The sequence below is a fragment of the Flavobacterium sp. JAS genome (genome assembly GCF_020991455.1).
Classification (GTDB): Bacteria; Bacteroidota; Bacteroidia; order Flavobacteriales; family Flavobacteriaceae; genus Flavobacterium.
Window position 1 is genome coordinate 101,766 of sequence record NZ_JAJMOX010000004.1, and the last position, 17,678, is coordinate 119,443.

Annotated in this window: 1 protein-coding gene; it reads right to left on the bottom strand. The window is 35.9% G+C overall.

Going from position 1 to position 17,678, the window contains the following annotated elements; translation table 11 throughout:
- Nucleotides 1-4: 4 nt before the first annotated feature.
- Entirely contained in the window at nt 5-17,569 is a 17,565-nt protein-coding gene (locus LPB88_RS06465; RefSeq protein ID WP_230713750.1) for a T9SS type B sorting domain-containing protein, read from the bottom strand.
- Nucleotides 17,570-17,678 lie beyond the last annotated feature (109 nt).

Genomic DNA, 17,678 nt, shown 5'->3' on the forward strand with positions numbered 1-17,678 from the left:
TTTGTTATCTGTATAAAGTGAAATGTCCTACAAACTCTCTGTCATCTTTCTCGTCATTCAATTTAAGAACATACCAGTAATCTCCAGAAGGTAATTCTGCACCGTTATATCTACCATCCCATTTTTGACCATAGTGATACTTAGCAATTACACGACCGTATCTATCAAAGATAGAGAACTCAAGCTTGTCGTAAATATTTGTACAACCAGGACCCCAAGTGGTATTTGTTGCACCAGACGGAGTAAAGTAGTTATCAAGACACACATCTATGTATTTAACTGGGATAGATTTCGTATCTGTACAACCGTTTTTATCTCTAACAATGATTGTATAAGTATCTGTTTTATAGATCTTGAATTTATTTTCAGAACTAAAGTTGATACCATCTATACTGTATTCATAATCCCCGCTTCCGCCAGTAGCTGTCGCTGTGATCACGTTCCAAACACCTTTCTCTTCAGACAAAGTTAATACTAATGGATCAACAGTTTTTATAATGAAACTTGTATCTGCACTACATCCGTTTGTATGTCTCACTTTGATTACGTGATTACCTGGAGTAAGACCTGTAAAGATGTTATTCATTTGCCATTGACCACCATCTAAACTGTAATCAATCTCAGAATGATCTCCATCATAACCAGGATCTACTGTTACCATATTTGAAGCTGCATTGTTCACACAGTCATAGTTAACTTCATTAGTTGGATTAAGCGTTACTGCTGCATCCATAGCAATGTCTACCTGACCGTTACAACCACTAGCATCTACAAAGTAAACAATATGTGGACCTCCTGACAGATTATCGAAATCAAATCTTGTCTGACCTGCAGTACCTTGCGTAAATGGTCCGTTTTCGGCATCAAGACTTACACTATATTCTGCAGTACCTCCTGAAACTATGATACTAAATGCTCCATCTTTCTCACCAGCACATGTTTCCTGGAATAAAGAACCGTCTACTAAAGCTCCGGTTAATGGATTTGGTTCTTTTACTTCAACGTCTTTGATGAATATATAACATTCATTTTCGTCTTGAACTAATACATCATAGAAACCTGGTTTCAAGTTTTCGAATACATTTTTGTCAAAGAACTGTCTGAACTCAGGCTCGATTGCATATTTATAAACTCCTGTTCCACCTGCAGCATTTACAGTAATTTTTCCATTATTGAAACCATTACAAGTAACGTCTGTTGGTATTGCTTCGGCTGATAAAGCTATGTTAGGTTCTTTTATTTCAACCATAACTGAGTTTACTGAACAATCAGAACTTTCTAGTTTTACTATGTATTTTCCAACTGGTAACTCTGTAAATACTCCTGGAGTAACTTGTGTTGGGGCTGGAGTAATATTAACTCCTGCAGCATTTTGCAACGTATAAACATAGTTTCCTAAACCTCCTGTTGCTACTACTGTAATTGTACCTTCGGCACTTCCTTTACATTTAATATCAACACCAACCACGCTTGTAAAATCTAATTTTGGAACTACTGGAACGTTAACAATGTTTGACACAGTGCTAACACAACCATTTTGATCTTTTACAAAATATTGGTAGTCTTTACTTACAGTTGTTTTTGGCAATGTAATATCAATACTTCCATTGAACGAAGCTGAATAATTTGTTCCATCTTCACTATAGTAATATGGCGCATTTCCACCTGTAACTGTAAGTTTCAATATTGGTACTAATTGACATGTTTCATTTCTAGCTATAGCTAATGACGGTTTTACTTCCGTTGGCTGACCAATAACTACTGTGTTCGAAACACTTGTACAAGTCCAGGTATCTTTTACAGTTACCGTATATGTTCCTGCTTTTAATCCTGTAAATTGATTAATAATACCTTGTGATTCTTCTACCGTTACAGTTCCATCAGCTAATACTCCGTTTAACGTGTAAGTATAATTTCCTGAACCTCCAGTTATTGAATTAATAGTTACAACTCCATTATCATTATCAAAACAAGTCAACATTGGAGTAGCACTTATTTGAATCTGTATTGGTGTCGGGTTTACTAATTTAGCACCAACAGACGCTTCACAACCAAGACCATCTTTAACAAAAACAGTATAATCTCCAGCTGTTAAATTATCAAATATTGGTGAACTATTATATGGTTTAACTGTAATACCTGCAGATCTTAACTCGTATAGATATTCACCTGGCCATCCGCCTGTTGCATTTGCAATGATTACACCATCATTATTACCTGTTGCACAAGTAATTTCAGACTGCGTTTTTGTAACAACCAATTCTGCCGTTGGCTGCTCAATTGTGAATATAACTGCAGCTGTTGTACACTCTGGAGAATTCTTCAATTTAGCTGTAACACTATATTGTCCCGCAACAAGGTTGATCTCTGTATTTGGACCATCACCTGTTCTAACAGCTGTACTTGGGTAAGGTCCTGTAATTGTATACGTGAATGGTCCTGCTGGATTACCCAGATTATCCAATAACGTTAAATTAACAACTCCCGCTGTAGTACCATAACAAATTTTATCACTTGTCGGTACTGCTTTTAGTACAAATACATTTGGTTCGAAGATGAAATGAACAGCTTCAATAATACATTTTGTATCTGTGTTTAGAACTGAAATTATATAGTTACCTACATCTAATCCTGCAAATTTTCCATCATTATTTGTAATTGGTCCATAAACAGTTCCGTTAGTTCCATTTATAGTGTAATCGAATATTCCAGGAACATCAACACCATTTTTGTCTTTAACTGCAGCACTGATGCTTTCCTTGTTAATACAAGTTATCTTAGTATCTACATTAATTACTACTTTGTCCATAGCAATAAATGCTTTAACCGGAGCAGTCTGAGTATTACCAATACAACCTTTATCATCTTTAACAATTATTGTATAAGTACCTCCTGTATAATCCATTTCTGTAAATACATTTCTAGGTCCGCTGTACTTTACTACTCCGTTTTTAATGAAATCGTAAGTGTAGTTTCCAGAACCACCTGTTACTCCATTAACAGTAATTGTTGCATAGTTACTATTATTTTCATTTGTACAACCATATTCAAGAACTGCTGGTGCTGGAACTGCGATTATAGCTGGGGTTTCAACCTTTACTAGCATTGAATCTGGACAACCTCTTCCTGAAACAACTTCAACTGTGTAATCTCCAGCGGCTAATCCAGTAAAATACGGATTTACTTGTGGTGTACCGCCGTTTAGGCTATACATATAAGTAGGATTATTATTTGCACCTGTTTGATCTATAACAGCTGTAATTGTACCATCTGTACTTCCAAAACATGTTACTGGCGTAGAAGTTGCATCAAATCCTATGATAGGAGTTGCTGCGCCTAATGTTACGTCAACCTTTGCAGGACAACCTGTTGTTAAATCTGTTACAACAATTGTATGTTTACCAGCACTTAAAAGTGTAAAATTAGCCGGTGTTGTAGTAATAGTTGTGGTTCCAATTGTATAACTGTAATTACCTGAACCACCCGTTGCTGAAGCGCTAAGGCTTCCGTCACCATCAGCACAAGTTGGCAATACAACATTATTATATTTTAAATCTAGTGGCTCTAAAATTTCTACAAGAGCAGTAAATTCAAAAGTACATCCAAATTTATCTTTTACTGTTAAATCGTATTTACCTGGTACATTCACTGTAAATGTTTTACCAGTTTGGAAGTCTCCTCCAATACTATATGTGAAAGGTGCCATACCTGTAGCTAAAGCATCATTTACAACTATTTCATAATTACCATCAATATCAGCACATTGAGATGTTGCCGAAGCTGTAAATCCTGCTGGCAATGGATCTGTAGTAATGTTCACTGTTATAGGAGCAGAAATACATCCATTCTGATCTTTGGCATAAACAAACCAAGAAGGAGTTGCAGGATCTAATTCTCTAATGCTAGCTGCATCAAATGCTCCAGCTGGATCTCCAGCAGTTACAAATGAATACGTATAATCTGGACTTCCGCCGCCGCCTTGAACGGTTACTAAAGCACCTTTTATACAATTTGCAGGTATCTTATCTATTTCAGTAACTATAACCACGCTTGGTTGTTTTACAATCACTGAATAATCCGTAGGACAAGTTGTAATATCATCAACAATACTGATTTTATAAGTTCCAAAAGCTAAACCAGTTAATGGAATCTCAACATCAGAAGTTGTAGTTGATGCTACAAAAGGAGCGCCATCTTTAGTTATTGTATATGTATATGTACCAGCAAATTTAGAAATCGCAAATGTAATTTTTCCATCATTTGTAGTATTACAAGACATATCCGTAAGTAACGTATTTGTCACTTCTATTTTAACAACATCCTTAATAGGAAGTAATTCGTCGTATGAACATTTGTTGTTATCTGTTACTCTAAACATATAGTCACCAAATGGTAATCCGTTAAATACTGCTGGAATTGTATTATTCGCAACTGTTACAGGAGCGTAAGGCACTGCAGGAGCCGCACCATTGAACTCAGTAATTTCAAATGTTAACTGACCAACACCATTTGTTGCAGTAACTGATACATTACTGCTGTTTCCAGTTGCACATGTAATAGCAGTTGCTGTAAATGAAAGGTCTGATGGTTTGTTCAACGGAATAATTGGAATCGCTACCGGGCTGGTAAATTCACATCCGTTTGCATCTCTAACAACATAAGTAACTGTTTGGGGAGTACCATCTTCATTATCTATAACTGTGAAAGTATTATCTCCATCAAAACCTCTATTATTGAAGTTGTAAGTGTAGCCTGGCGTACCATCTTGAGCAGTAACCTCTATTACAGTTTTAGTACTACATGATGTATTTGGTAAAATAGCATGAGTAGCTTTAAGCTCTGCTGGTTCAGTTAAAACAACCGGAATTGCCAATGAAGAACATCCTTTGCTGTCTGTTACAATAACAGAGTAATTACCTGCTGTTAAACCTGTGTAAGTTCCAGAAGTATTTCCTGTATTATTACCGGCAGGGGTTAATGCAAAAGTATAAGGACCAACTCCTTTTGAAGGCGTGATTGTTAAACTTCCATCTGTATCAGACATACATTTTAAATCAACATGAGCTTCTGTACCCTCTGGCTGTTCAGGAACGGTTACCTTTTCTGTATTTGTTGTTACAGAACAAGCTGGTGTATTACTATCTGTAATTACAAAATAGTAATCTCCATCTGCTGTCGGTGAAACTGTAAAATCACCTGGAGTAGTTGTTAAAGCACCCGTTGCAACTCCATTGAAATACATTTGATAACTATATGGTGTTACTCCGCCTATAATTACGACATCTATTGTAGCAGCTGTTGCGCCTGTACAGTATAAATCTTTCTTTAAAGTTGCACTTGCAGTTAATTGTTTCTGGATAACAAAAGTTTTGCTATCCTTACAACCGTTATCATCAATAACTGTTAATATATAACTGCCATCTGCAGTGAATTTTGCTAAAGAACTTACAGGTAAACCATTTACAGTAAATGATTTCACTCCATTGTAAGTTGTAGACAATGCATCAAGATCAACCGTTAATTCTGCACCAACAAAACATTGCTGCGCCGGCATATTTAGAACCGGAGGCAAGTTGTAAGTAACAAGAACATTTTGTGGTCCTGCAATACAACCGTTTGCATCCTTCACATAAACATCCCAAGATAGATCAACCAAACCGGTATGAGCTGTAAATGGTGTATTAATATTATCTGTAAAAGTTGTAGGAGCAGGATCTAATCCTTTAACGACAGCATAAGTATAAGGAGATGTTCCTCCTGTTACGCTGGTAACTTTAATTTCTGAATCAGGACTGTTACAAAATACTTTTGTAGCAGTTGCCGCGATCACCATTGGAGCCGGCATTGTAATTATAACATCAGCTGATTTAGAACAATTTGTTGTCTTGTCTGTAACTGATATTGTATAAGTACCTTCAACAAGACCAGTTACTGTAATAACGTCAGATACTACAGTTGGTGCATTGTATGCTAATCCAGCAGGAGTACTTGTAACTCCAATAGTATAATTTCCGGTTGAACTAAAGTCAGAAACTGTGAAAGTTGCTGTACCATTGTTATCCGTTCCGTTTGCAGTATTACAACTTACATTTGTAAATGATGTACGTGAAATATTGATTGGAACAACCGGTGAAACTTTAAAAGTATCTTCTATGTAACATCCGTTAGCATCTGTAACTCTAAATAAGTAATTTACATTTGTATCTAAATTTGTAAATGTATCTACTGCTAGGTTATTAACATATGTAGGTGAAATAATTTCATATTTCGCATAAGGAGTATAACCTCCGGCTACAATAACTTTAACATCAGCAACGTTTGTTGGACAAACCGGAGCTGTCACTATTGAAAAGTTAATACTCGTTAGTTTTTGATATGGAGCTACATTTACGGTATCATCGTACATACATCCTTTAGAATCTTTTACGTAATAATGCACTGTTTCTCCCGCAATATTATCTACTAATTTAGTATTATCATCGTAGTACACTGCACCTCCATCAAAATTATATTGATATAGTCCTGTTCCACCTGTTCCAACAACTGTTACTACAGCTTCTTTAACCGAATTACTTGTATTACAGCTAAAAGGATCTACAGTTACAATAGCGCCTACAGCTGCTGTTGGCTGACCCACGTCGAAAATCTTTGTAAGCGGACAGCCTTTTCCTGAAGTTACTGTAATTTCATAACTACCCTGAGGAACGTTTGTAAATACATTACCTACCAATACAATTCCACCAGGAAGAGGTGTTGCCGTTGCTGAAGCAATAGCATAAGTATACACTGGTTCTGTATTACCCGGAAGTAAATTCACAGTAATAGTTCCTGTATTAGAATTAAAACAAGTAGCATCTACTACAACTGCATCAAAAGTTACAGGAATTGGAAGTGCAAGCTCAACCGGAACGGTTGCGCTACAAACACCATCTGTCACAGTAACAGTATAGTTTCCTGCTGCGATGTTAGTAATAACATTATTTGTTACAACTGCACCAGGAGCATCAATAGTATATGTATATGTACCTGCACCACCCGTAGTTGTTAATGTTATTTTCCCTCCGTTTATTGCTAAACACGTTGGATCAGTATTAATTACAGCAGGCAATAAATTAAGAGGGGCATTAATATTTATAGTTTTAAAATCAACACATCCGTTGACATCTTTAATATAAATTGTATGTGAACCAGATGAAAGGTTTGTTACATTATGAGGTAATCCACCAGGAATACTCACATACGAGTTATCACTATCCACACTAATTGAATAAGCACCTGTACCGCTAGTAGTTGCAGAAACTTCTACTGTAAATGCGCCTTCTGCCGCACAGTCGTTAAGTAAATCTAAAGCAATTACCGGACTTGAATCTACAGGAATTACTTGTCCTAAAGGAACCTCACAACCTTGTGAGTCTCTAACAACTATATTCCAATTTGTTCCTAAACTAGGATCTAATTCTAAAACATTATTAGTGCTTGTAAAAACTGTAGGAATAGCTGGTGCAACAGCAACACCATAATAATATGGACCTGTTCCGCCTGTCGTTTTTATTGTTACAAAAGCACCATTATGACAGTTAGCAGGAATCACTGAAGTAATATTTGACTTCAGAGGCTGAGCTGGTTGGGTGATTTCAAAAGTGTAAGCTGTTGAACATTGTGTTTGATCATCTTCTGTAACCTGTAATACATAGTTACCCGCTGGTAAATTAGGTATAGTATGGGTTACAGGACCACCTGCTGGCCCAGTTAATGGTCCTCCAATTGGTGGTGAAACTGGTAACAATGTTAAAGCATTAAGTATTCTATAATTTATCTGTGTTACAGCTGCATTATAATTCTGAACTGTAAACTTTAATGTTCCATTAGAATCACCGGCACAAGTAGCATTTGTACTTGCTGTACCCGTAATTTTAATTGCAGATGGAGCTGGTGGTGTTGGAACCTCTACAATAGAAATACAATTATTAACATCTCTTACTTGCAAGAAGTAAGTTGTATTATGTAATAATCCCTTGAAAAGATAGCTATTACTAGCTATTGCTGCAGTTTCTGTCTGACCAAAAATAGAATATTTGTAAGGCCCTGTTCCACCGCTTGTAGTAACTAAAATATCTACACCAGTAGCACAACTATTCGAATCTACTGTACTAGTTACTTTTAAATAAGGAGGTGTTTCAATTCTAAGTCTTGGTGTTTCAAATTTACATCCGTTAGCATCTACAATTGTAATGTAGTAATAACCAAAATCAAGTCCTGAAAAAGTATAAGGAGTTGTTGGTAGTGTTGCAGAATTTTCAGTGTATGTTGCTAATTGAGCATGGTTTGTATCATATAATGTATATACATAGGGAGCACTACCTCCAGAATCTACATTTACACTAAAAGTTCCAAGAGTATTTAAATTACAAATAATTGGAGTTTGAGTTACAATCCCTACAATTGGAGCAGGGTTCGTTAAAACAACTGTATTAGCATATTCACAACCTTTTACGTCTCTAACAATATAATTGTAAGTTCCTGCTGCTAATCCTCCAAATACATAAGCATCATCAAAAGCTAATCCATTAAAACTATATTTAAATGGTGCTTCTCCGGTAAGTGCATTCAAACGCACTACACCATCTACACCGGCATTACAAGTTGGATTAGTAGGAGTGCTAGATGCTGTTACAGTTGGGGTAGGATTAATAACAACTGTACTGGTTTCTTTAGTACAACCATTAGCATCTGTAATTTCAAATTGGTAAGTTCCTGCTGTTCCTGTAGTATATACAAATGATGTTGATACTCCTGCAAAAGGAATTGGTGTTCCTGTGTAAGCACCAGGAAGCATTTTTACTCTGTATCCAAACGCTGGTTTTCCTCCTACTACCGATACATTTATCGTAGCATCTGTAGGTGAAACAGCCGCACAAGTAAGATCTTTTGTTCTCACTGCAGTAGGAATCATTGTTCCGCTTACAGTAACGCTTGTTGTATTAGTACAGCCGTTTGCATCCTTAACTGTAATAGTATAAGTACCTGCAGCTACTGTAAACGTATCTGCCGGGCTTGGTGCAACACCTGTATTAATAGTATAAGTATATGGTGCAACTCCGTTAGCTCCGGTAGCAACAATTGTAAATGAACTGCCTGAAGCAGTACACTGATTGCTTACTACAGCAGAAACCGTTGGTTTTGTATCTGTTGCAATTGTAACTGGTTTTGATGTTATACATCCGTTGTTGTCTCTAGCATAAATAACCCAATTTAAGTCTGCACCTGAATTAGAATTAATATTAAATACAGCTCCCGGACCATAAATTGGAGTACTTGTTGTATCATCAGCATCTAATATTGCATATTGATACGTTGGAGTTCCTCCTGTAGCATGAACAGTAACTGTAGAAGTTATTTTTCCGCAATTAGCATTTACATTAGAATCAATTGCTAAACCTAAAGCATTTACAGGTTCTAAAATTTGAACACTTCTTGTTAATACACAATTAGTCGTTTCATCAGTAAATACAACATTATAGATACCTACTCCACGATTTAATGTAAATACGGTCTCATTTCTACCTGTAACAATAGGTTCACTGTTTACTTTATAACTGTAAGTAGAAGTAAAGTTTGAAACATTAAATCTTATCGTTCCAGTTGCGTCTCCATGACAATAAACATCATTTAATTTAGTTGCCGTAACATCAATCGAAACTAAAGCAGGAATGTTTTTAGAAAAATCGTTATAACATCCATTCGCGTTAGTTACTCTAAAAACATAATTACCCGCAGTAAGTCCTGTGAAACTTCCGTTTGTTGCTCCTGAAGTATTAATTACTGGTCCTGAAACGATTGTATAAGTTCCAGATCCTGAAGATAACGTAATTGTTGCTGTACTAGTTCTGTTTGCAAGTGGATCACAGTAAATTACAGTAGCATCAACTTTTGAAATCTTAGGCAAAATAAGCGGCGATACTGTAATCGTTTGTTCTGCTGTTGTACAACCGTTATCATCTTTTACAGAATATTTTACTGTTTGTGTATTACCATTGTCAGAAACAGTTAGCGTATTCGAAGTCCCATAAGAACCTCCATTAAAACTATAAGTGTAAGGTCCTTTTCCTCCAATTGCAGTAACAGTAACATCTTTAGATTCCTTAGTATTTGAAGTATTACATGTAAATGGATCAACATTAGCATTTGCCTCTAATAATGCTGGTTCCGTAATTGTAACCTGCGCTGTACCTTGACAACCTATAGCGTCTGTAACAACGATATCATAAATACCAGCCGCCAATCCAGTAGCTGAAGCTGTTGCAGTTGTAGCTGAAACTGTTGTAGAAACTGCTACTCCCCCTTTGGTTATGGAGTAAGTATATGGAGTTTTTCCAGAAGTTGGTGTAACCAAAAGACTTCCTATACTTTCTCCATGACATTTTACATCAACTTTGCTTGTGCTTACTGTTAAAACAGTAGATTTTAATGTAACATTTATAACAGAAGATAAAGCTGAACAAGCCGGAGCAGGTGCTTTAGAATCTGTTACTCTAAATTGATATGTACCAGTAGCAGTTGCAACATAAGGGTTCGTAGAATTTGTATACCCTCCACCGTTATAAGAAACCTGATATGTAACAGCACCTGTTCCACCAGTTGAACTTAATTTAATTGTTGTATTTGCAGTACAAGCAACATCTGTTTCAACTTCTGTTTTTATTGTTAGTTGTTCCGGAACTACATAAGTTGTAGTAGCAGGACAGCCAAATCCATCTTTTAAATATAAAGTATAACTACCTGGAGTAAGACTGAAATTATTTGTAGGTACATAGTTGGTACCATTTATACTATAACTTGGTGTTCCTACATAAGTTCCCGTAATTAATATATTTACTGGTGCACCCGTATAACATTGCGTTGCAGGAGTATCAATATGTGGCGCATCTTCAGTTAGAACTGAAACTGTTTTCTTAACAACACAACCATTAGTGTCTTTAACATAAACATCAATAGTAGTCGTTAATGCTGCTGTATCAACTTTTAAAGTTGTTCCATAACCTGTAGTTGGTACAGTAGATGGACTAGCCGCATAAGCATAAGTATATCCGCCGCTTCCACCAGAAATACCTGTAATTGTTAATGTTGAAATTGTAGTAGAACAATTTATTTTTGAAGCAGTTACAGTATAGTTAATTGCTGTTGCAGTACCAATAACTGCGTCAACAGGAGTTGATGAACAACCTGTACTTATATCAGTAGCTACAAAAGTATAAGTACCCGGAGCCAAACCAGTAACAGTAACTACATTAGCTACTTTATTAGCTGTTCCAGAAACCGGAGTAATTGTATAGTTGAAATTACTTGTTCCTACTGTAAATGTTGCAGTACCATTATTAGATCCAAAACATAACTCATCGGTTTTTGAAGCAGCAGCTGCAATTGTAGCTGCTGGATTAATAACTGTTGAATCTGTAGTTGAACATCCTGTAGCATCAGTTACCCTAAATGTATAAGTACCTGCTGTTAAATTATTAAATGTACCGGTAGTATTAGAACCGGTTACTGGTCCTGATGTAATAGTATAAGTAAGAGGTGCAATACCTCCGGTAACCGTTAATGTAATACTTGTTTTAGTATCATTACATGTAATTGCTGCAGGTGTAGAGAAAGCAATTTTTGTTGGCGGATTAAATGCCGGAACATCAATTGTATTTGTATCAATACACCCGTTTGTATCTCTTACTGAATAAGTGATCGTTTGAACAGCGTTTGTATTCGTTACTACTAATGTATTGGTATCATTGTAATTTGTATTACCTACACCAAAATTATATTTATAACTTCCTGTACCTCCAATGGCTGAAGTTGTAATAGTCGTTGTAGTGCTGCAAGTTGTATTTGCTGCAAAATTTGCCGAAGCAACAACTTCTGTAGGGTTGTTTAAGGTTACTTTATAAATTGGAGAAACACAGCCTTTACTGTCTTTTACCTGATAAGTATATTCTCTGCTGTTAACAGATCCAACAAAAGCATCAAGACCAGAATATGTTGCAGAGTTACCAAAACCACCTCCATCAAAACTATATGTGTATGCTGGTCCAGCGCCACCTTCGGCTAAAACTGTAAATTGACCATTTGCATCTTTGTAACACTTAGGATCCGTTTTACTAACTAAAGAAGCTGTTGGATCTACTTTTGCATTTACTAAAACAGCAGGTGTTGTAAACTTACAACCTTTAGAATCTGTTACTCTAAAGATATAACTTCCTGCTATGTCTGTGTCATAAACCGCCGTTAGCATTGGAGTGAACAACGTTCCTCCATTAGTAGACACTTCATAAGTATATCCAGGTGTACCACCTTGAATATTCATGATTGTAATTTGAGCTTTAGGCGAAGTTGTACAATCTATAGTTTTTGTCAATTTAGCTTCTGCTTTTAACTCATCTGCTATTGTTGGAATTCCAGAAACTGTTGCTGTACAACCATTTGAATCTGTAACCACAATAGTATGTAAACCAGTTCCAACATTTGTAAAAGTATTTCCTGTTTGACCAGCCTGACCATCTAAACTATATGAGAATGGAGATTTTCCGTTATTTACAGTAACTACCAATGTAGCTTTGTTAACTGAATCATAACACAGGTCTGAAGCCGTAACATCTAATGATGCTGTAGGCGCAACCGCTCCTGTAACATTTACTGTGTTAGAAGCCGGAGAGGCACAATTACTAGCATCTTTTACAAAAACTACAAAATCTCCTACTTGTCCAACATTAAGTTGGAAAGTATTTGAATCCTGAAAGGCCTTAACTATAGTACCATCTGTTAAACGCAGCTCATATTTATAATTTGGCGTTCCGTTACTTGCAGTAGCTTTTATAACCGCACCTACAGTACATGTTGGCGGTGTAAAAACACTCGCTACTAATGTAATCGCAAGTGGAGCTTTAATCTCTTTGTCAAAAGATGATGAACATAAACCTGCATCGTCATTTTTAACAATAACTTTATACGTTCCTTTCGTTAATCCACTAATAATAACTGGAGATGTTGTTGAAGTACTCCAATTTTGTCCATTATCAATCGAATATTTAAAACCATTAGTAGCATCAAAATTGTCAACTGCTATTGTAATACGTCCGTCACTTTTATCGCTACAAGTTGCATCATCAATTATTGGTTCTGAAACCTTAAATGCTTTATTAGTTTGAATAATAACATCAAATTTCTTCTCTGTTATACATGATTTAGGTAATTGACGAACCCAAATATCATCTACAAGCAAATCATTTCCGCTGAATTTATTATTATAAGAACGAATTACAAAGCTAAGATTATTATAAGCGCCAGGATTTAAAGACAATTCTTTATAATTCCATATTTCATTTCTTGGCACTTTCCAAGGATTTGCAGTATCGGTTGTTGCAACAATAGTTTCTGTTCCGCCTACTCCATTTAAGTTATTAATTAATTGAATAGTTAATTCCGGATCATAATAATTGCTTCCAGTAGTACTCTTCATTAAATTTTCTGCCCATAACGAAATAATTACAGGTTGATCTACAATAACATCTTTAATTGGTTTACTGTATATAATACCTCCAACTCCCGCTGAACTTCCAATATTAACACATAAAAATCTTCCTAAGTTATCAACAGGTGTAGTGTGATCTTTAGCAACTATCCAAGTACCTCCAAAAGTTGTTTTGATACTGCTTGCGACAGCATATTTACCATCGTTTATCTGATAATCATTGATGTTACCACATATCGTTGGAAAGCTTGCTGAGTGTGGAGTCGTTTCATCTTCAAAACAATATTTCGGGCTGATTCCAGGAGTTGTAGTATAACCTCCTTTTCCAAAATCTTCTTGTAATAAGTTACTATATGTTGCAGCCGCAACAGCTTTGTATTTTACTGATATTTGATGTGTACCTGTAGGAACATTATTAAATACGTTACTAGTAATAGGTGTATTTGGCTTGGTATCTATATAATACTCGTATGTATAATTCCCTCCGCCTGTATTGTTTACTACTACAGTGGCTATTCCTGTTCCATCACAGTTATAAACAACTTGAGGGTTTGGCTCAATAGTTGGATCTGTTGGTTTAGGATCTAAAACAATATCTGACATTGCATAGATACAACCTTTACTGTCTTTAACATAAACAGTATATTTTCCTGGATTAACATAAGCTTCGTTTGAAGCAATCCATGTTCCTTGACCATCAAAACTATAAGTATATCCAGGTGTTCCTCCCTGAACATTTGTAATTCTGATTTTACCTTGATGCTCAAATCCTGCCGGTCCGCAGCCTGCTAACTCAGAAACACCAGCAGAAGCTGTTAGAGCATCTGTTGGACCTGCAATTGTGATTGTGCGTGCCGGATCTGTACATTCAATACCATTATAAGTATACTTAACTACTAAAGAATGTGTACCTGCAGCCAGATTTGTAATTGGAGTAACAGAGCTGAATGCTCCATTATCAACACTATATGAAACTGCATAACCTGAATTTGCAGGTGTTACAGTTATATCAATTTGACCGCTTTTAACTCCATAACAATCAACAGAATTTGGAGTTGCCGTAATTGTTGGTTTTGGTAAATCAGTAACTTTAACTGGTGGTATTGTTACTGTACAATTGTTTGCATCTACTACAACGATGTTATACTCTCCACTAGCTGGTAAAGGGCTTGTTACAGGAATTACAGGGTTTGTAACAAAAGTTGTACTACCATTTACATAATATAAATAATAAGGTGGTGGACCCGGTCTTGGGGTACCGCCTGTAACTGTAACTGTAATCTCTCCATCACCACATGCTGAAAGTGCCTTGGTAACTTTAGCAACAGCCGTTAAACGATAATCGAAAACTTCAATTTCTTTAGTAACACTACAACCATTATTGGCAGTAGACATTAGAACCTCATAAACTCCCGGATCAACACCATTAAATGTGATAATATTATTATCTATTAATCCTGAATTTTGAATGTCAACAGTACTTCCTTTCTTTCTAAGAATAAATTGGTATTGACCAGGAACATTATTAATAGTTGCTTTTATAGTTCCATGCTCACCATTACAAAGTGGGTGTGTTGCTACAAGATTTGTTGTAAAATCAAGCTGCTCAACATTTACATCTACCTTAAATGTACAAGCAGAGATTTGTCCAGTTTGTAATACTGTTTGTTTTATTAGTACTGTATAAGAACCTTTTGCAACATTATTAAAAATATTTGATGCCTGATAATTTGTTCCGTCAAGACTGTAAACATATCCTGTATTTGGAAGTGGATTTGTTACTGTAATTGATCCTTTTGTATTACAGACAATATCTTGTTTCTTAACTGTAGCATCAAGTAAATTTTGATAAACATTAAAATAATATGTAACAACACACGTATTATTACCATAATTTACTACAAGTCTGAATACACCTGGTCTATCAGCTGTGTATATTGGACCGTTTGCAACGGTTGTCCAGTTGGTAGCTCCTTCATTAGGACAAGAGTCCGGAACCGGGCTTCCAGCAGGAGGAACATCTTTGGTTTCCTGCCAAGTAATACTTGTGGCCCCGGTAATTTGAGTATCTATAACTCTCTTATCGTTTAGACCACATAAAAATATTTTAGGGAACGGTTTTAAATCTCTAACGCAACCATAAGCTAATCCAGTTGCAGGATCGATATTGTCTCCTTTAATTGGATTTTTATTAGCACTCGCTAAATAATCTGTAACTACAAATTTCTGTTGTATAGGTTTACAGTTTACTGCTCCACTGTCATCAACAGTATAGATGCCTGGCTTATCTACAGTAACTGATTGGTTGTTACCTCCAAAGATAACCCCATTTGGATCTTTCCATATGTATGTTGAGTAACCGTTCGCTGCTTTTAAAACTGCCGTGCCACATAACGAAACATCTCTGCTAAATAAACATTTGTCTATGCCTACTAAGAAATTTGTTGATGTAGGTTCTCCAACATTACATTGTGAAATTGTAGAAAAACTGCCTTCTCCAAAACCACCCGGAGTAGTATTTTTATCTCCAAAATATTTAGAAACAGCAGTGTTTTTAATTTCATTAGAACAAGCATCCACTAATTCGTTACAATCTTTTACAACTCTAACTTTAAATTTAAGTGTGAACTCTGCTCCTTTGGCAACAACCAAAGCGTCAGGCACAGTAAATACAAGTGTTCTTGTTGCCGGAGTGTAAGCTGCAGTAATTCTGGAGTCCATGACCAAAATATCACTTAATCCGTTAAAAATTACATTATTAGGGAGAACATCCGTAATGGTAAGATTTTTGGCATTATCGTTACCCTCGTTTTTGAACTTAATCTCATATCTAAGTTCCTGATCCAGGGTTACTGTTTGAGCATTAATATTGTTATCATCTTTGTCCAGTACATTTTTTCTTAGTACAATTTTTGGCGCAATAATCTCGACCGATAATGCATTAAAAAACATAAAATACGAATCCTGAGTTGTATTTATTCTCAGCGTAGCATTTGTTTCATCGTTTTGCATTACACTATTTTGTACCCCTCCCACATTATTATCGAGAGTTACAACACCTGCATCATACCCTAAGGTATTTTTACTGTTTGGAGTACGACCTCCCATAATAATATCACCATCTGTAATGGTACTATTAAAAAAGTTGGGTTTAACCGGAGGACCTGCTGCAATTGGTCTTACTAATGAAGAAATAGGCCCCCATACACTCAAGGGTTTCCCTCCTATTATTTGAAGACCATCACCTGATAATTGATTATCACCCTCTAATGCACTAAATGCTAATTTTACATTTACATCTCCAAAAGGATTTGTTCTAAAACCAGAAATAGGAATATCTAATGGTCCATCACTGCTTCTAATAATACTAAAACCATCAAAACTGGTAATGTATTTACTAGGCAATAACGGATCTTTATAAATTACAAAAATTGACCAACCTGCTGAGTTACCCCCAGGAGAAAATTTACCTTCAGAAGCCATCACATCGGCTACAGTATAAACCCCCTCTTTGGCTGCTTTAACCTCTGCTGTAATATCTACAAAACAAGCATAAGGCAATGATCCATAAGGACTCGTAACACCTGTACCACCTTCATCCCAAAGTATACTTCCTGTAAGAGCTTTGTAGGTTGTAGTTGTAGGCGTTTTTAATCTTACCTGATTGATCTTACTTCTATCAGTACCCTGATATGTTCCAGACCAGTATAAAGCAGCATATACAATTTCGTAACAACTTTGACTTGCTTGAGGTATTGTTAATGTTGCAGAACTTGAGTTAAAAGAAGTCTCACTGTCAATATCAATATTTTTCATATCGAAATTGTCGTTTACCTGGCTTGAACTACCTTGATCATCATAAGCATTACGAGGTCGTTCTCCTCTTCCATTATCTCTATTTAAGCTATTGTTTCCAATAACTAAAATGTCTCCATTCAAACTGGTAGTATATCTAGGAGCAAAGCCTTGTCTTAACTGGGCACGAGAAGAAATACTTAACAATAAAAATACAACTGCAATTAACGCTTTAAAAATAGTAGGTTTTTTCATGGTCTTCTTTTTGTTTATGGCTCTTACTTTATTTCTTAAGGGGCATTAAAAAATAAATTCAAGCACTCTGAAACATTTATTATTATGAACCTTCTTAACTCATAAAGAA

Bases quoted from the DNA above. Each gene is read 5' to 3' on its own strand.
- LPB88_RS06465 (WP_230713750.1), bottom strand. From the start codon at position 17,569: ATGAAAAAACCTACTATTTTTAAAGCGTTAATTGCAGTTGTATTTTTA.